Here is a 17,175-nt window from a genome sequence, read left to right on the forward strand (position 1 = left end):
GCACGACCCCGGGCGCGGTTCAGCCGACCGACAGCCCGAGCTTCCGCCCCGCCAGCCCGCGGCCCATCGTGGTCAACCGCTCCGCGATCGCCGTGAGGGCCACGGCAGCGTGGTCGTCGGGCGCGCCGAGCACCACGGGCACACCGGAGTCCCCGCCCTCCCGCAACGGCACCGACAGCGGCACCCGGCCGAGGACCGGCACCGGAGCGTCCTGGCCGCGGGACAGCCGGGCCGCGGTCTCGTCGCCACCGCCCTCGCCGAACAGGTGCAGCACCGAACCGTCCGGCTGCACGAGTCCGGCCATGTTCTCGACCACGCCGATCACCCGCTGCCCGGTCTGCCGCGCGACGATCCCGCTGCGCTCGGCGACGTCGGCCGCCGCGGCCTGCGGGGTGGTCACGACCAGGACCTCGGCGTGGGGGAGCAGCTGACCGACCGAGATCGCCACGTCGCCCGTACCCGGCGGGAGGTCGAGCAGCAGCACGTCGAGGTCGCCGAAGAACACGTCGGTGAGGAACTGCGACACCGTCCGGTGCAGCATCGGCCCGCGCCACGACACGGCGGTCGAGACGTCGTCGACGAACATGCCGATCGAGACGACCTTCACGTCGTGTGCCACGGGCGGCAGGATCATGCTGTCCACCCGGGTCGGACGGGGAGCCACGCCGTGCTCGTCCGTCAGGCCCATGAGTCCCGGGATGCTGAAGCCGTGCACGTCGACGTCGACGATGCCCACACGCTGTCCCCGTGCTGCGAGCGCGACCGCGAGGTTCGCGGCGACCGTCGACTTGCCGACGCCGCCCTTCCCGCTCGTCACGGCGACCACCCGGGTCAGCGAGTCGGGCGTGAACTGCACGCCGCGCGGGCGACCCGCCCTGAGCCGGTCGGTGAGGGCGGCGCGGGTCGCCGGGGACATCACGGAGACGTCGACGTCGACCGCGGTGACGCCGTCCACGGACCCGGCGGCGGCGCGCACGTCGCGCTCGATCGTGTCGGCGGCCGGGCACCCGGTGATCGTGAGTTGCAGGTCGACGCGCACCGTGCCTCCCGGCTGGACGTCGACCCCACGGATCATGTCGAGCTCCGTGACGGGCCGGCGGATCTCGGGGTCGATCACCCGGCTGAGGGCCGCGAGGACCGCGCCGCCCAGCTGCTCGTCGTCAGCCACGTGCGCCGGAACCGGCCTCGTCGGCGAACCCGGCGAGGCCGGCACCGTCGGCGTCGCGCCGGTCGAGCTCCTCGAGCAGCGACCGGAGCTCGGCCCGGATGAAGTCCTTCGACGCCATGTCCCGCATCGCGAGGCGCAGCGCGACGACCTCGCGGGCGAGGTACTCGGTGTCCGCGAGGTTCCGTTCCGCGCGCTGCCGGTCCTGCTCGAACTGCACGCGGTCACGGTCGTCCTGCCGGTTCTGCGCGAGCAGGATGAGCGGCGCGGCGTAGGACGCCTGGAGCGACAGCACGAGGGTCAGCGCGGTGAAACCGATCGCGGCGGAGTCGAACTGCCACGACTTCGGCGCGAGGGCGTTGTAGCCCATCCAGACCGCGCAGAAGAGGGTCAGGCCGACCAGGAACCAGGGCGTGCCCATGGCTCGGGCGATGCCCTCGGTGGCGCGACCGAAGGTGTCGCCACGGCCGCGACGGCGCGTCGGCAGCACGCGGGTGCGCATGCCCTTCGGGGAGTCCAGGCGCTCCTGGCGGGTGTCATCCGTTCGGGCCAAGGGTGGTCCTCCTTCCCGTGGTCACGGGCGTCTTGCGCGAGCGTTGGCGTGGCAGTGGTGAGGGTTCCCCCTCGCCCTGACTTCGCCAGTCGTCCGGCAGGACGTGGTCGAGGACGTCGTCGATCGTCACCACCCCGACGAGTCGGTGGGCGTCGTCGACCACGGGGACGGACAGCAGGTTGTAGGTCGCCATGATGCGCGTGACCTCCGCGGCGCTCGCGTCGACCCGGACCGGCTCGGTCTGCTGGTCGATGAGCGTGCCGAGCCGCTCGTTCGGCGGGTAGCGCAGCATCCGTTGGAAGTGCACGAGGCCGAGGAACCGGCCGGTCGGCGGCTCGTACGGCGGGAGCACGACGCACACGCTCGCACCGAGGGCCGGGGCGAGTTCGTGCCGACGCACCAGCGCGAGCCCCTCCGCCACGGTCGCGTCCGCCGAGACGATCACCGGCTCGGTCGTCATGAGACCACCGGCCGTGTCGGGCTCGTACTCGAGGAGCATGCGGACGTCCTGGGCCTCCTCCGGCTCCATGAGCTGGAGGAGGGCCTCGCTGCGGTCGTCCGGGAACTGGGCGAGGACGTCGGCGGCGTCGTCGGGCTGCATCTGGTCGAGGACGTCGGCGGCGCGGGCGTCCTCGAGGCGGCTGAGGATCTCGATGCGCTCCTGGTCGGGCATCTCCTCGAGGACGTCGGCGAGCCGGTCGTCCGGGAGTTCCTCGGCGACCTCGAAGCGACGCTCCTCGGGGAGGTCGAGCAGGGTCGACGCGAGGTCGGCCGGCAGCAGGTCGGAGTAGGCGGCGATGACGTGCTCGGCGGACTGGGCCTCGCCGGGGAGTTCGTCCTCGGTGACCTCGTTCCAGGACGCGAAGGTCGTCGGACCCTTGCCGAACGGGGACGGTGTCGTCTTCGGCTTGCGGAGGAAGAGCTGCGAGACCTCCCAGTCGCCCTGCCCGCGGTCCTCGATCGCGACGTCCTCGATCGTCGCCCGGATGCGCTGGTTCTTGATGAGCACCTTGCGGCCGAGCATCTCCGCGATCACCCGGACCTCGCCGCCGCGCTGCTCGAAGCGGCGCATGTTGACGAGCCCGGTCGTGATCACCTGCCCGGCTCCGATCGAGGTGATGCGGCCGACCGAGACGAAGATGCGGCGCTTGCCGGGGACCTCGACGATGAGCCCCACGACCCGCGGGGCATCGACCCGTCTGTAGACCACGAGGACGTCCCGGACGCGGCCGACGCGGTCGCCCGCGGGGTCGAAGACGGAGCACCCGGCGAGGCGGGCGACGAAGACCTTCGTGGCGCTCACTCGACCAGCGTAGTCGGTCGGTGGGCCCGGGTCGGTGGAGCCCCGGTCGTCGGGGCGCCGGTCGGCGGCCTCCCTGGGAGTGCACGTGCGATTGCAAGGTGTCCGGTGGATGATGGCTGTGTGAGCAATCAGAGCCCCTTCGGCGGCCGGACGGCCCAGGCATTCCCGACACTGCCGCGCGGCGACGTCCTCGGCACCTACGACAGCTACCCGGAGGCGCAGCGCGTCGTCGCGAAGCTCGCCGAGTCGGACTTCCCGGTCGCGAAGATCGCCATCGTCGGCAACGACCTCAAGACCGTCGAGCGCGTCACCGGCAAGATGACCTACGGGCGCGCCGCCATCGCGGGAGCGCTGTCCGGCCTCTGGCTCGGGTTCTTCTTCGGCATCGTGCTCACCCTGTTCTCGCCGCAGGCCGGTGGCCTCTTCTTCGCCGCAGCCCTGATCGGTGCCGCGTTCGGCATGCTCTACGGCATCGTCTCGTTCGCGATCACGAAGCGGCAGCGCGACTTCACGAGCGTGCACCAGGTGCTCGCCACGAACTACCAGATCGTGGTCGACCCGCAGCTGACCGGGCAGGCGCAGCAGATCCTCGGGCAGTTCGGCGCCACCCCCTCGACCCACTGGACCTCGGCGTCGTCGCCGTCCTCGTCGCAGGGCGCGCCGGTGCCGCGGCAAGAGCCGTGGCGCCCCGAGCCGCGTCAGCAGCCGTCCCCGTACGGCGGGCACGCGACGCCGCACCAGCAGCCTGGAGGCACGCAGCAGCCCGGCACGTCGGCCGGCGGCCCGCAGCAGGGCGCGCCGCGCTACGGAACGAACGACGGTCCGCGCTACGGGGAGACCCCGTCCACCGGCGCCGGAGGGTCGCAGGCCGGGTCGTCGGGTCCCGGTGCCGCCGGTGGAGCGCCGGAAGCGCCCTCGGGGCCGCCGCGGTACGGCACGAACGACGGGCCCCGGTACGACCCGGCGGCGTCGGGCCCGGCTGGCGGTGCTCCGGCAGCGCGACCGGATGCGCCGCCGCAGTTCGGCGAGCGGGTGACCCCCGCGTCGGCACCGGAGTCGGGTCGAACCTCGGACGACGAGCGCCGTACGGGTGACGAGGAGTCGCCGCGGTCCTGAGTTCGGTTCGTCGATGACGGCGGCCTGCGGTCGGCGGAGCGGCGCTGTCGCGTCGGTCGCACGACGTGCCGTGTCCGGCGCGCGTTGGTCGCACGACGTGCCGTGCCCGGTGCGCGTTGGTCGCGATGGATGTCGCCGGGCGCGGACGTGAGCGGCATGTCGTGCGACCAACCGAACGCAGAGCCGCACGCGCGCTGCCGGAGACGGACCCGCGGACCCACGGACGCGCGGACCCGCGGGTCAGAGGACCTTCGAGTAGCAGATCGAGGTCGCCACGCCCGCGTAGGGGCCGAAGTTGGCGATCCGCGTGAAGCCCTCGCGCTCGTAGAACCCGATCGCCCGCTTCTGCTCCGTGCCCGTCTCGAGGACGAGCGCCGGTGACCCGAGGTCGAGCGCGGCTTCCTCCAGCCGCCGCAGGATCGCCATCGACACCCCGGCGCCGCGCGACTCCGGCCGCACGTACATGCGCTTGATCTCGGTGATGCCGTCCTCCACGATCCGCAGCCCGCCGCAGCCGAGCGGCGTACCGGAGGCGTCACGAGCGAGGAAGAACACCGCGATCGAGTCCGCCGTGGGCTTCTCGCCCGGCTCGGTGTCCTGCCCGTACGCACGGTCGATCTCCACACGCTGTGCTGCGCGGAGTCGCTGGGCGTCCGGGGAGTCGAAGTGCTCGACCTCGATGTCGAGGTCGTCCGTCGTCGGCGTGTGCTCGGGCATGGTCACCCGCTCAGGCTAACGGCCGGAGCGGGCGATCCACCCCTCCACTTCCGAGGGGGTCCGGGGGATGCCGACCGACAGGTTCTCGGCGCCGTCCTCGGTCACGAGGATGTCGTCCTCGATGCGGACACCGATGCCGCGGAACTCCTCGGGCACCGTGAGGTCGTCCTGCTGGAAGTACAGGCCCGGCTCGATCGTGAACACCATCCCCGGCTGCACGATCCCGTCGATGTACATCTCGCGGCGGGCCTTCGCGCAGTCGTGCACGTCGAGGCCGAGGTGGTGGCTCGTTCCGTGGACCATGTAGCGGCGGTGGAACTGGTTGTCCTGCTGCAGGGACTCCTCCGCCGTGCCGGGCAGGAAGCCCCACTCCGCGGTCTTGCGGGCGATGACCTCCATCGCGGTGGCGTGCACCTGACGGAAGGTGATGCCCGGCTTGACGATCGCGAACGCTGCGTCGGCTGCCTCGAGCACGGCCTCGTAGACCATCCGCTGGACGTCCGTGAAGGTGCCGCTGACCGGGAGCGTCCGGGTGATGTCGGCCGTGTAGAACGAGTCCACCTCGACGCCGGCGTCGATGAGGATGAGGTCGCCCGGCTGCACGGCGCCGTCGTTCCGGGTCCAGTGCAGGATGCACGCATGGTGCCCCGACGCCGCGATCGTGTCGTAGCCCACCGTGTTGCCGTCGGCGCGGGCACGGCGGTTGAAGGTGCCCTCGACGATGCGCTCGCCGCGGGGGTGCGCGAGCACTGCGTCGAAGTCGGCGATCACGTCGTCGAACCCGGCCTTGGTCGCGGCGACCGCCTGGCGGAGCTCGTGCACCTCGTACGCGTCCTTCACGAGCCGGAGCTCGGAGAGGTCGCGCGCGAGGACGTCGTCCGTGGCGGGGGCGCCGTCCTGCTCCGGGGCGCCGCCGACGACGCTGCCGAAGCGGTCGTCGAACGAGCGGGTCAGCTCGGTGTCGGCGTCGCGGACCACGAGCACGGTGGCGTCGAGGCCGTCGACGACCGCGTCCAGATCGCCCAGGTCGGCCGTGTCGAGCCCGAGGTCTGCGGCGACCTCCGCGAGGGAGGGGCGCGGCCCGACCCAGAACTCGCCGATCTCGGGGTTGGCGTAGAACTCCTCGGAGTCACGGCCCGCCGTCGCCCGGAAGTACAGTGTGGCGTCGTGTCCGGAGCCGTTCGGCGTCATCACGAGGACGGACCCGACGACCGTGTCGGTGCCCCAGCCGGTGAGGTGCGCGAACGCGGAGTGCGGCCGGAACGGGTAGTCGCAGTCGTTCGAGCGGACCTTCGCCTGCCCGGCGGGCACGACGATCGTGCGGCCAGGGTGCAGCTCGGAGATCCGGGCGCGGCGCGCGGCGGCGTACGCGGCCTGCTCCCGCGGCTCCGGGAGCGGGCGCTCCCGCTCGGCCCACTGCGACCCGATGTAGTCCTTGAAGGTCGAGGACCCGGGAGTCGTGGAACGGTTGCTCGTCGCGCGGGGAGTGGTGTCGGCCATGGCTCCATCCTCGCACCGTCCCGGGGTCCGTGGCCTGTGCGCGCGTTCACCTGTGGATAGCATTGAGGAGTGCCCGATCCGTTCATCGACCTGCACACGCACTCGAGCGTGTCCGACGGCACCGAGCGCCCCTGCCGAACTCGTGCGGGCCGCGGCGGCCGCCGGGTTGGACGGCGTCGCCCTCACCGACCACGACACGACGGCGGGCTGGGACGAGGCGATCGCGACCGCCCGGCAGCTGCCGCTCACACTGCTCCCGGGGCTGGAGCTCAGCACGCGCGTCGGCTACCGCAGCGTGCACGTGCTCGGCTACCTCGTCGACCCGACGGACCCGGGCCTCGTCGCCGAGACGACGCGGATCCGCGACGGTCGGCTGGAGCGCGCCCGACGCATGGTCGAGCGCATCGGCGAGGACCACCCGCTCACCTGGGACGACGTGCTCGCGCAGGCGAGCGACGGCGCGACCATCGGGCGGCCCCACATCGCCGACGCGCTGGTCGCCCGCGGTCTCGAGTCGGACCGCAGTGCCGCCTTCCGCGGCATCCTGCACCCCGCGTCGGGCTACTACGAGCCGCACGAGGCCCCCTCGCCCCTGCGCGGCGTCGAGCTCATCCGCGCTGCCGGTGGCGTGCCGGTGATCGCGCACCCCGCGGCGTCCTCGCGCGGCATCGTCATCGACGAGGACGCGCTCCGGACCCTCGTCGACGCCGGACTCGGCGGGCTCGAGGTCGACCACCGCGAGAACGTGTCCCACGGCAAGCGCACGCTGCTCGACTGGGCCACACGGTACGGCCTGTTCGTCACGGGGTCGAGCGACTACCACGGCACGGGCAAGCCGAACCGGCTCGGCGAGCACCGCACCGCCCTGGTCGCGTTCGACGCGATCGTCGGCGAGGCCACCGGTTCCGCGCCGGTGTCCGGCCCGGACGCGCGCCTGTCCTGACCCGCGCCGCCTCGCAGCCCACCTCCGCGCCGGCTGCTCCGGCGGGCGGGGACGACGAAGGGCCCGTCGCGTGTGCGACGGACCCTTCGGCCTGGAGGCGCTACTCGCCCTCGCCGGCTGCCTGCGGTGCCGAGGCGGTCGCCTCGGACGAACCGCCACCGCTGCGGCGACGGCGGCGACGACGGCGCTTGGCGGCGCCGTCACCGGTCGCGGACTCGTCAGCGCCACCCTCGGCCGGTGCGGCCGCGGGAGCCTGCGCGTCCGACTGCTCGCTGCGGGCCGGCGCCGAGCCTCCAGACCGGGTCCGGCTGCGCGAACGCGAACGCGACGCGCCCTGCCGCCCGCCGCCCTTGGTCTCGGCGGTGCCGGCGGACGCGGCGTGCGCCGACGCGCCGGGGAGGCGACCCTTCGTCCCGGCGGGGATGTCGAGGTCGGAGAAGAGGTGCGGGGACGACGAGTAGGTCTCGATGGGCTCGGGGATGCCGAACTCGAGCGCCTTGTCGATGAGCGTCCACTTGTGCAGGTCGTCCCAGTCGACGAACGTCACCGCGATGCCGGTCTTGCCCGCTCGGCCCGTGCGGCCGGCGCGGTGCAGGTACGTGTCCGGGTCGTCCGGGATCGTGTGGTTGATGACGTGCGTGACGTCGTCCACGTCGATGCCGCGGGCGGCGACGTCGGTCGCGATCAGCACGTCGCGCTTGCCTGCCTTGAAGGCGGCCATGGCGCGCTCGCGCTGTTCCTGGTTGAGGTCGCCGTGCACGGCCGCGGCGTTGAACCCGCGGTCCTTGAGCTCCTCGACGAGCTTCGCGGCGGCGCGCTTCGTGCGGGTGAAGATCACGGTCTTGCCGCGCCCCTCGGCCTGCAGGATCCGGGCGATGACCTCGTCCTTGTCGAGCGAGTGCGCGCGGTAGATGACGTGCTTGATGTTCGCCTGCATCAGACCCTCGTCGGGGTCCGTGGCGCGGATGTGCACCGGGCGGCTCATGAAGCGGCGGGCCAGTGCGACGATCGGCGCCGGCATCGTCGCCGAGAACAGCATCGTGTGCCGGACGTCGGGGACGGCCTGGAAGATCCGCTCGATGTCGGACAGGAAGCCGAGGTCGAGCATGCGGTCGGCCTCGTCGAGGACGACCTCCTGCACGTGGGAGAGGTCGAGCAGTCGCTGGCGCTGCAGGTCGATGAGTCGACCCGGGGTGCCGACGACGATCTGCGCGCCGGCCTTGAGCTGCTCGATCTGGCCCTCGTACGCCTTGCCGCCGTAGATCGACACGATCGTGGTCGACCGGTTCGACGTGGCGAGCTCGAGGTCCTCGGTCACCTGCACGGCGAGTTCGCGCGTGGGGACGACGACGAGCGCCTTGACGCCGTGCTCCGGGTCGGTGCCGAGGCGCTGGATGAGGGGCAGGCCGAAGCCGAAGGTCTTGCCGGTACCGGTCTTGGCCTGACCGATGATGTCCTGCCCGGTCAGGGCGAGCGGGATCGTCTGCTGCTGGATCGGGAAGGGCTCGATGATGCCCTTCGTCGCGAGCGCGTCGACGATGTCCTGCTCGATGTTGAGGTCTGCGAAAGTCAAAGAATCACCTTAGTCCTGGTGGAAGTCCCGCCCAGTCTACCGACGCCGACCGGGGTCCCGGGTCCGGCCCCCTATGCTGCTGGCGTGGTGTCTTGGTGGAACCGGAAACGCGCCGCGCAGCTCGCAGCTGCGTGGCTCGCGTCGCGCAACCCGAAGAACGCGTCCGGGGAGCGGCTCCAGCTCGACGACGTCAGCCCCGAGCTCGACGTCTACCTCGGCCAGGCCGCGTACCTGCAGCTGTCGATGTACGAGACCATGGGGCGGGCCGGTGCCGCGGCGCCGACGCTCTCGGGTCGCCTGGTGACCGGCGTCCTGGCGACGACCGCCCTCGAGCGACACCGCACGATCGTCGCGGAGATCGAGCGCATCGGGCAGGACCCGGCCGAGCTCATGGCGCCGCACCGCGAGGCGATCGACCGGTTCCTCGAGCGGACGAGCGGCGCGGACTGGTACGAGTCGATGCTCACCGGCTACGTCACCGCCGGCATCCTCAACGACCTCTTCGACAGCCTGCTCCGCTCGCTCCCGATCGACGTCCGGCAGCGGCTCCGCACCGTGTTCGACGCGCGCGAAGAGGCGGCGGTCGTCGAGGAGCTCACGGCGCACATCGAGGACGACCCGCGCGTCGGCTCCCGGCTCGCGATGTGGGGCCGGCGGCTCGTCGGCGACACCCTGCTCGTGGCGCGGTCGGCGCTCGCGTCGCACGCCCGCGAGGACCAGTCACGACTCGAGCCGGTCTGGACCGAGCTCATCGCGGCCCACAGCCGGCGGAAGGACGCGCTCGGACTCACGGCCTGACGGGGGCGGACGCACTCGGGCTCACGGCCTGACGGGGGCGGACGCACGGTGACCGTGCGTCGCGGTTCGTGCGGAGCCGTTCGGTGCGGGTTCGGGCGTGGTTCGTGCGAAGCCGTTCGTGCGGGTTCGGCCGCGGTTCGTGCGGGGCCGTTCGTGCGGGCTCAGGCGCCGTTCGCGCGGACCCGCTCGTAGAAGGCCTCGTCAGCGGCCCGCCGGCGACGGCCGAGCACCCATGCCACCACGGCGGCCACGACCCCGGAGCCGAGGAGCGCGACGACCCAGATCCACCCGCCGTCGTACGGCCAGCCCGCCCAGGTCAGGGCCTCCCAGAGCACCGCGGCGGCGACTCCGCCGACGACGGGCCCGACCAGCGCGCCCCGGCTCGTCCGCCAGGGCAGCACGACGTGCACGACGGCGCCCACGAGGAGGCCGCCGAGCACGGCGAAGAGGAGCTCCACGTCAGGCGACGAAGCCGATGCGACGAGACTCCTCCGCGCCGACCTCGACGTAGGCGAGCGACGCGACCGGCACGATGAACCGACGGCCCTTCTCGTCCTGGAGGGACAGGTGCGTGGCCTTCGCCGTGAGGGCCTCCGACACCGCCTGCTCGATCTGGTCAGCGGTCTGCGCGCTCTCGAACGCGATCTCGCGCGGGCTGTTCGTGATGCCGATCTTGATGTCCACGACCTCAGCGTAGCGGGGTGCTCCCGGGTTGCTCCGGGCGTTCGCCGCGAGCGCACGGCAGCCTTGCGTGCACGAGCGTCCGCGGCCCCGCACCGGCTTGCCGGACGCGCTCCCCGGCCGTCCGTGTCGGGGGACGCGGGTGTCGGTCGTCGTGGGTACCGTACGAGCGTGCCCCGGACGACGCTCACGCCCACCACCGACGACGCGGCCGTCGCGCGCGCGTTGACCTCGGACCCGGCGCAGGCGGCCGTGCTGGCGCTGCCCGTCGGTCGGCACGCGGCCGTGATCGGTGCGCCGGGGACCGGCAAGACCACGACCCTCGCGCGGTTCGTCGCCGGCCGGATGGACGGTGCAGACGCCGTCTCGCCGGACGGGCACGCGACCGTGCTCGCGCTCACCTCCGCACGCACCGCAGCGACGGCGCTCCGTGACCGTCTGGCGGCCGCGGTGGACCGTGTGGTCCCGGGGGCCCTCGCCCGCACCGTGAACTCGCTCGCGTTCCAGGTGGTCGCCCACGCCGCGGTGGCCCAGGGCCAGGACGTCCCGACCCTCCTCACCGGTGGCGAGCAGGACCGCATCATCGCGGACCTCCTCGCCGGGCACGAGACCGACGGCACCGGTCCGGACTGGCCCGAGCCGATCACGGCCGTGGTGCGCGAGCGCGCCGGGTTCCGCACGGCGCTGCGTGACGTGATGATGCGCGCCGTGGCCGCCGGCATCGAACCGGACGACATGCGCGAGCTCGGCGACGACACCGGCCGTCCGGAGTGGCGTGCTGTCGGGGACTTCGTCGACGGCTACCGCGCTGCGCTGACCGCCTTCCGCGCGACCGCCCTCGACGCGGCCGAGCTCGTCGCCTACGCCACCGCCGCGGTGCTCCGGGGCGAGGTGCCGCCGGCCGTGGCAGCCCTCCGCACGGTCGTCGTCGACGATGCGCAGGAGCTCGTCGAGGGCGAGATCGCGCTGCTCGGCGCCCTCGCGCGGTCCGGCGTGCAGGTCGTCGCGTTCGGCGACCCGGACATCGCCGCGTCGGCCTTCCGCGGCGCGGTGCCCGACGTGCTCGGTCGTCTCGGCGCGCGGCTCGGGGTCGCCGACGTCGAGCAGGTCGTCCTCGGGACGGTGCACCGCCACGCCGAGCCGGTCCGCGCACTCGTCTCCGGCATCACGGCGCGGATCGGCACCGCGGCCGCCGGACGGCAGCGCACCGCCGTCGCCACGGTCGCGGATGCCCGCCCGGACGCGGTCGTGCACGTGCAGGGGAGCAGCCGGGCGGCCCTCGTCGTCGCGATCGCCCGTCGGCTCCGCGAACACCGGCTCCTCGACGGCGTCCCGTGGCACCGGATGGTCGTCGTCACGCGCAGCGGAGCGGCCATCCCCGAGCTCGTCCGAGCGCTCTCCGTGGCCGAAGTCCCCGCCACCGCGGGTGCCGCGCCGGTGCGGGTCCGTGACGACTCGGCAGCGCGTGCGCTCCTCGACGCGGCCGCCGTCGCCCTGGGCGTGCTCCCGCTCGACGCCGACCTGGCGACCGCGTTCGCCACGGGGCCGCTCGGTGGCCTCGACACGCTCGCGATGCGTCGGCTGCGGCTCGCCCTGCGCCGTGAGGAACTGGCCGGTGGTGGTGCCCGCTCCGCCGATGAACTGCTGGTCGAGGCGCTGGGTGCACCGGAACGCCTCGCCACGATCGACGCGGGGTTCGCCCGGCGCGCGACGCGGTTGGCCCGCAGCCTCGTCCAGGCACGGGCCGACGCCGCGGCGGACGCCAGCATCGAGGAGATCCTCTGGGGGCTGTGGGAACGCAGTGGGCTCGCGGGGGTCTGGCGGTCCCAGTCCGAGGCCGGCGGGGTCGGCGCCGGTGAAGCGGACCGGCACCTCGACGCCGTGGTCGGGCTCTTCACCGCCGCGAAGCGCTTCGTCGAGCGGACCCCGGACGCCCCCGCCCGTGTGTTCGTCGACGACCTGCTCGACGCCGACCTGCCGGAGGACTCCATCGGCCCGGACCGCACGGCCGGCCGGGTCCGGGTCCTCACTCCGTCGGCCACGGTCGGGCTCGAGTGCGACGTCGTCGTGGTCTTCGGACTGCAGGACGGCGTCTGGCCGAACACCCGGGTCCGCGGCAGTCTGCTCGACCCCGACGGACTCGTCCGTGCGGCCGAGGGCAGCGAACGGACCGCGGTGGACGACCGGGCGGCCGTGATCGCCGACGAGCTCCGGCTGTTCGCCCGCGCCGTGTCCCGCGCGACGACACAGGTGGTCATCGGCACGGTCGCGAACGACGACGAATCGCCCTCGCCGTTCGTCCGGCTCGTCCCCGTGCCGCCGGACCGGGCCGCGTCCGTCCACCCCCTGTCGCTCCGCGGACTCGCCGGGTCGCTGCGTCGGCGCGTCGTGGCCTCCGGGGACCACGAGGCCGCCTCAGCCCTCGCCCGGCTCGCCGCCGCCGAGGTGCCCGGTGCGGCTCCCGACGACTGGTACGGCCTGGCCGAGCCGACGACCGACGCCCCCCTCGTCGACCTCGACGCGGAGCCGGCTCCCGAGTACGAGGGCGGTCCCGTGGTCCCGCCGACCGTGGCCGTCTCCCCGTCGCGCATCGGCACGTTCGAGGAGTGCCCGGTGCACTGGTTCGTGCAGACCTTCGGCGGATCGGCGCCGAGCCCGGCGATGGGCATCGGCACGATCGTCCACGACGCGATGGAGCACGCCACGAGCGTCGACGTCGAGTCGCTCTGGGCGCACGTCGACGCCCGGTGGGACGAGCTCACCTTCGAGTCGCCGTGGGTGGCCGACCGTGAGCGCGCCCGGACCCGCCGGATGATCGAGGGGCTCAGCGACTACCTCCGGACGTTCGCCGCGGCCGGACGCCGACTCCTCGGCGCCGAGACCTCGTTCTCCCTGGTGACCGGTCCGGCGCGGATGCGGGGGAGCATCGACCGGATCGAGGTCGACACGGAGGGACGGATCAGCGTCGTCGACCTGAAGACGGGCCGGTCGATGCCGAGCGAGAAGAACGACATGCCCGAGCACCCGCAGCTCGGCGCCTACCAGCTCGCGGTCGAGGACGGCGCGGTCGAGGGCATCCCGGCCGGGTCCCCGATGGCGGACGCCCGGCTGGTGTTCGTGCAGAACGCCAGGAGCGACCACGCCTGCTCGGAGCGGACACAGCACGCGTTCGACCCGCAGGGCCGAGCGGCCTACCGGGAACGCCTGCACGCCGTGGCGCGGGGGATGGCCGGCCGCACGTTCCTCGCGAACGTCGACGACCACTGCGAGCAGTCCCGGACCGGGGCCGAGTGCCGGATCCACGTCGTCGGAGAGGTCACCTGGTGAGCACCGAACGAGCCGACACCGACCGGGCCGGCGCCGAGGCTGCCGTCACCGACCGGGCCGGCACCGAGCCGGCCTGCACCGACCAGGACAGCACCCAGCAGATCGGTGCCGTGCAGCCGCCAGCCGACGCCCCCGTGGTGCCCCGCAGCGCCGACGAGATCGCCGACGCCCTCGGCCGTCCTCGCCCGACCGCGCAGCAGCGCGCCGTCATCGAGTCGCCCCTCGCCCCGGCCCTCGTCGTGGCCGGTGCCGGGAGCGGCAAGACCGAGACGATGGCGTCCCGGGTCGTCTGGCTCCTCGCGAACGGGATGGTCCGCCCCGACGAGGTCCTCGGCCTGACGTTCACCCGCAAGGCCGCCGGCGAGTTGTCGGTCCGCATCAACGACCGCATCCGGGCGCTCGAGGAGGTCGGCCTCATCACCCCGGGCGACGCCTTCGAAGCGCCCACGGTGTCGACCTACAACGCCTTCGCGAACGCCGTGTTCCGCGAGAACGCGCTCCTCGTGGGTCGCGACGGCGAATCGCAGGTGCTCACCGAGCCCTCGGCGTGGCAGCTCGCCCGCCGGGTGGTGGTGGACGCCCGCGACGACCGGCTGGCCGGGCTCGACCGTGACGTCGACACGATCACGGCGGCGGTCGTCGCGCTCGCCGGGGCCGCGTCGGAGCACCTCGTCGAGCCCGAGCAGCTCCGCCGGTTCGCGATCGAGTTCGCCGGGGTGCTCGAGCTGCCGGGCAACCGCGGCAAGCCGTACGCCGACGTCGTCAAGGCCGTCGCCGCGGTCGGCGGGCTCGAGCCCCTGGCAGACCTCGTCGAGCGGTTCCGTCGGCAGAAGGTCGACCGTGGCTTCGTCGAGTTCTCCGACCAGATCGCACTGGCGCTCGCCGCGGCGGAGTCGGCTCCGCGGGTGGTCGACGACCTCCGTCGGCGCTTCGGGGTCGTGCTCCTCGACGAGTACCAGGACACCTCGGTCGTGCAGACCCGGTTCCTCGCTCGGCTGTTCCAGGGGCACCCGGTCATGGCGGTCGGCGACCCGCACCAGTCGATCTACGGCTTCCGCGGGGCGAGCGCGGCGAACCTCGGACGCTTCCCCCGCGACTTCGGCTCCGCCGGCTCCGAGCCGCCGGTGACGTTCCCGCTGTCGACGAGCTGGCGCAACCCGGTGGACGTGCTCGCCGCGGCCAACGCCGTCGTCGCGCCGCCGTCCGAGGCGTCGGAGGTCGCGGTCGAACGGCTCACAGCCCGTCCGGGTGCCGACGACGGGTCGGTCGAGGTCGTGTTCGCGGAGACCCTGCCGGAGGAGGCAGCAGCGGTGGCGGCGTGGTTCCGGGCACACCGTCAGCGGGACCCGCGGGCGTCGATGGCGCTCCTGCTGCGCGCACGGAAGGACCTCGCCGCCTTCACCGGGGCGCTCGGCGACCTCGGGGTGCCGTTCCACGTCCTCGGGACCGGCGGGCTGCTGCAGCGGCCGGAGATCGTCGACCTCGTGGCGTGCCTGCGCGTGCTCCACGACCCGGCCGCGGGGAACGACCTCATCCGGCTGCTCGCCGGAGCCCGGTGGCGGGTCGGCGCGGCGGACATCGCGGCGCTGCACGACCTCGCGAAGTGGCTGTTCGGCCGCGACCACACCCAGCAGCGCCTCGACGACGACCTGACGGCGGCGTTCCGGGCCTCGGTCGCGGCGGGCGAGCACGGGTCCGTCGTCGACGCGCTCGACTTCGTGGCGACGGCCCCCGACGAGCACGGCGCGCTCGACCGCATCACCCCGGCCGGGCGGCAGCGCATGCGCGCCCTCGGGCAGCAGCTACAGGCGCTCCGGCAGCGGGCACGCGGCGACCTGGTCGACTTCGTGACGCTGGTCGTGCAGGAGATGCGGCTCGACATCGAGGTCGCGGCGCACGAGCAGGGGAGCCAGGCGTTCCTCGACGCCTTCCTCGACGAGCTCGCCGGCTTCGTCGCGACCGACGACCGCGCGGACCTCGGAGCCTTCCTCGGGTGGATCGACGCGGCGGCACGCCGGGACGACATGGGCCCGCGTTCCGAGGAGCCGGAGGCCGGGACGGTCCAGATCCTGACCATCCACGGCTCGAAGGGGCTCGAGTGGGACGCCGTCGCGGTGCCGCGGATGGTCGAGGGCGGCCTCCCGGCGCGGCCCCAAGAGGGCTCCTCGGGGTGGATCGGCTTCGGCCGGCTGCCCTACGAGTTCCGTGGGGACGCCGACGAGCTCCCGCGGCTCGCGTGGCGCGGACAGGAGACCCAGAAGGACGTCCGTGACGCCATCGACGCGTTCAAGGGCGAGGTGCAGTCCCGGAACGAGGACGAGGAGCGGCGGCTCACCTACGTCGCGCTGACCCGTGCGCGGCACGACCTCCTCGTGTCGGGGTCGTTCTGGTCCGGCGGCGTCAAGCCCACCGCACCGAGCCGGTACCTCGCCGACCTCACGGACGCCGGCGTCCTGCCGGCCGGTGCCGTGCCCGAGCAGTCGCACCACGAGCACGACCCGCTGGGGGAGTCGGGCGCCACCCAGTCGTGGCCGCACCTGCCGTTCGGGCACCGCGAGGCCCGCGTGCTGGCGGCAGCCGAGCGTGTGCGGAACGCGAACCCGGGCGCTGCCGGTCGGTTCGCGGCCGACATCGATCTGCTCCTCGCCGAACGTGATGCGGTCCGCAGCGCGCGACACACCGTCATCGTGCCGCACCGAGTGCCCGCGTCCGGCTTCAAGGACTACCTCGCCGAGCCGGACACGGTGGCGGAGCGGCTCCGCCGACCGATGCCGGAGCGGCCGTACCGGGCGACACGCCTCGGCACGCTGTTCCACCAGTGGGTGGAACAGCGGGCGAGGTCCGGGGGTTCGCTCGAGACCCTCGGCGGCGACGTGCTGGACCTCTGGGACGGCGAGGCCGACCTCGACGCCGACGACCTGCCCGACGCCTCGGTCGCAGCACCCGTCACCGACGACGACGCCCGCCGGCTCGCCGCCTTCCAGGAGACCTTCGCACGGTCACGGTGGGCCGACCGGACGCCGATCGAGGTCGAGCGCGAGATCCACATCCCCTTCCTCGGCCACAGCATCATCTGCAAGCTCGACGCCGTCTACGAGATCGACGGTCGGGCGGAGGTCGTCGACTGGAAGACGGGCAAGGCGCCCACCGGGCAGGACGACCTCGCGGCGCGGCAACTGCAGCTCGCGCTCTACCGTGTGGCCTACGCCGAGTTCACCGGCCGCCCGCTGGACGAGGTCGACGCGGTGTTCTACTTCGTCGCGGACGACCTCGAGGTGCGGCCGACGGAACTGCTCGACCGGGTAGGCCTCGAGCGGGCGTGGCGCGAGGCGATCGGCTGAGGCCCGCCTGCGGCGAGCCGCGGTGCGGCTCCCTGCACGCGTCGGTACCGCCTGGAGGCCCGGTGCCGGCCCCGGGACCGGCACCGTGCCTCCAGGCGGTCGCGCCGTGCAGTGCGCGGGTCGCCGCGCGGTCACGACGTGCCGTGCGCAGGTCGCCG

At 73.4% G+C, this 17,175-nt stretch carries 12 protein-coding genes and 1 pseudogene; 5 read left to right on the forward strand and 8 right to left on the reverse strand.

The window, feature by feature from the left end; genetic code table 11:
* Positions 1 to 19 precede the first annotated feature (19 nt).
* From IEY20_RS07895 to IEY20_RS07905, 3 genes are read right to left on the reverse strand one after another with little or no spacing between them, the layout of a single operon-like run.
* Complete coding sequence (locus IEY20_RS07895; RefSeq protein ID WP_175328543.1) at positions 20 to 1,168, reverse strand: P-loop NTPase; 1,149 nt, start codon at positions 1,166 to 1,168, stop codon at positions 20 to 22.
* Positions 1,161 to 1,667, reverse strand: a complete 507-nt coding sequence (locus tag IEY20_RS07900) for a DUF1003 domain-containing protein (protein WP_175328602.1) — start codon at positions 1,665 to 1,667, stop codon at positions 1,161 to 1,163. The genes IEY20_RS07895 and IEY20_RS07900 overlap by 8 nt, the downstream gene beginning before the upstream one ends.
* 34 nt (positions 1,668 to 1,701) lie before the next feature.
* Positions 1,702 to 3,021, reverse strand: coding sequence for a magnesium transporter MgtE N-terminal domain-containing protein (locus tag IEY20_RS07905; protein WP_022905049.1), 1,320 nt, complete (start codon positions 3,019 to 3,021; stop codon positions 1,702 to 1,704).
* A gap of 120 nt (positions 3,022 to 3,141) precedes the next feature.
* Here IEY20_RS07905 and IEY20_RS07910 point away from each other — a divergent pair, with 120 nt between their 5' ends.
* Positions 3,142 to 4,137, forward strand: coding sequence for a general stress protein (locus tag IEY20_RS07910; protein WP_022905050.1), 996 nt, complete (start codon positions 3,142 to 3,144; stop codon positions 4,135 to 4,137).
* 240 nt (positions 4,138 to 4,377) lie between these two features.
* Here IEY20_RS07910 and IEY20_RS07915 read toward each other — a convergent pair whose 3' ends face one another.
* Positions 4,378 to 4,854, reverse strand: a complete 477-nt coding sequence (locus IEY20_RS07915) for a GNAT family N-acetyltransferase (protein WP_175328603.1) — start codon at positions 4,852 to 4,854, stop codon at positions 4,378 to 4,380.
* Between the two features lie 15 nt (positions 4,855 to 4,869).
* Positions 4,870 to 6,354 (reverse strand): aminopeptidase P family protein, encoded by a 1,485-nt coding sequence (locus IEY20_RS07920; RefSeq protein ID WP_175328545.1) that lies wholly within the window; start codon positions 6,352 to 6,354, stop codon positions 4,870 to 4,872.
* A 69-nt stretch (positions 6,355 to 6,423) separates the two neighbouring features.
* Here IEY20_RS07920 and IEY20_RS07925 point away from each other — a divergent pair.
* A pseudogene (locus IEY20_RS07925) lies at positions 6,424 to 7,297 on the forward strand (PHP domain-containing protein).
* 100 nt (positions 7,298 to 7,397) lie between these two features.
* Here IEY20_RS07925 and IEY20_RS07930 read toward each other — a convergent pair.
* Positions 7,398 to 8,870: a DEAD/DEAH box helicase gene (locus IEY20_RS07930; protein ID WP_175328546.1), complete on the reverse strand. Its 1,473-nt coding sequence runs from the start codon at positions 8,868 to 8,870 to the stop codon at positions 7,398 to 7,400.
* A gap of 84 nt (positions 8,871 to 8,954) precedes the next feature.
* Between IEY20_RS07930 and IEY20_RS07935 the strand changes: the two genes are divergently transcribed.
* Positions 8,955 to 9,668 (forward strand): ferritin-like fold-containing protein, encoded by a 714-nt coding sequence (locus IEY20_RS07935; protein ID WP_229727944.1) that lies wholly within the window; start codon positions 8,955 to 8,957, stop codon positions 9,666 to 9,668.
* 161 nt (positions 9,669 to 9,829) lie between these two features.
* On the opposite strand, the gene IEY20_RS07940 is transcribed toward IEY20_RS07935, so the two are convergent.
* Both IEY20_RS07940 and IEY20_RS07945 read right to left on the reverse strand, forming a co-directional pair.
* Positions 9,830 to 10,126 (reverse strand): hypothetical protein, encoded by a 297-nt coding sequence (locus tag IEY20_RS07940; protein WP_022905056.1) that lies wholly within the window; start codon positions 10,124 to 10,126, stop codon positions 9,830 to 9,832.
* Position 10,127: 1 nt separating this feature from the next.
* A complete protein-coding gene (locus tag IEY20_RS07945; RefSeq protein WP_031274521.1) occupies positions 10,128 to 10,352 on the reverse strand; it encodes a DUF3107 domain-containing protein in 225 nt (74 codons plus the stop codon).
* Positions 10,353 to 10,520: 168 nt separating this feature from the next.
* Here IEY20_RS07945 and IEY20_RS07950 point away from each other — a divergent pair, with 168 nt between their 5' ends.
* Together IEY20_RS07950 and IEY20_RS07955 are read left to right on the forward strand one after the other, a co-directional pair.
* The gene (locus tag IEY20_RS07950) at positions 10,521 to 13,676 is read left to right on the forward strand and encodes an ATP-dependent helicase (protein ID WP_175328547.1); all 3,156 of its coding nucleotides are present in this window, start codon (positions 10,521 to 10,523) and stop codon (positions 13,674 to 13,676) included.
* 110 nt (positions 13,677 to 13,786) lie between these two features.
* Positions 13,787 to 17,017 carry an ATP-dependent DNA helicase gene (locus tag IEY20_RS07955; protein WP_175328605.1) on the forward strand — a complete coding sequence of 1,077 codons (3,231 nt, stop codon included), beginning with the start codon at positions 13,787 to 13,789 and terminating at the stop codon, positions 17,015 to 17,017.
* The last annotated feature ends 158 nt before the right edge of the window (positions 17,018 to 17,175 follow it).

It is taken from the genome of Curtobacterium luteum (assembly GCF_014646995.1).
Lineage (GTDB): Bacteria > Actinomycetota > Actinomycetes > Actinomycetales > Microbacteriaceae > Curtobacterium > Curtobacterium luteum.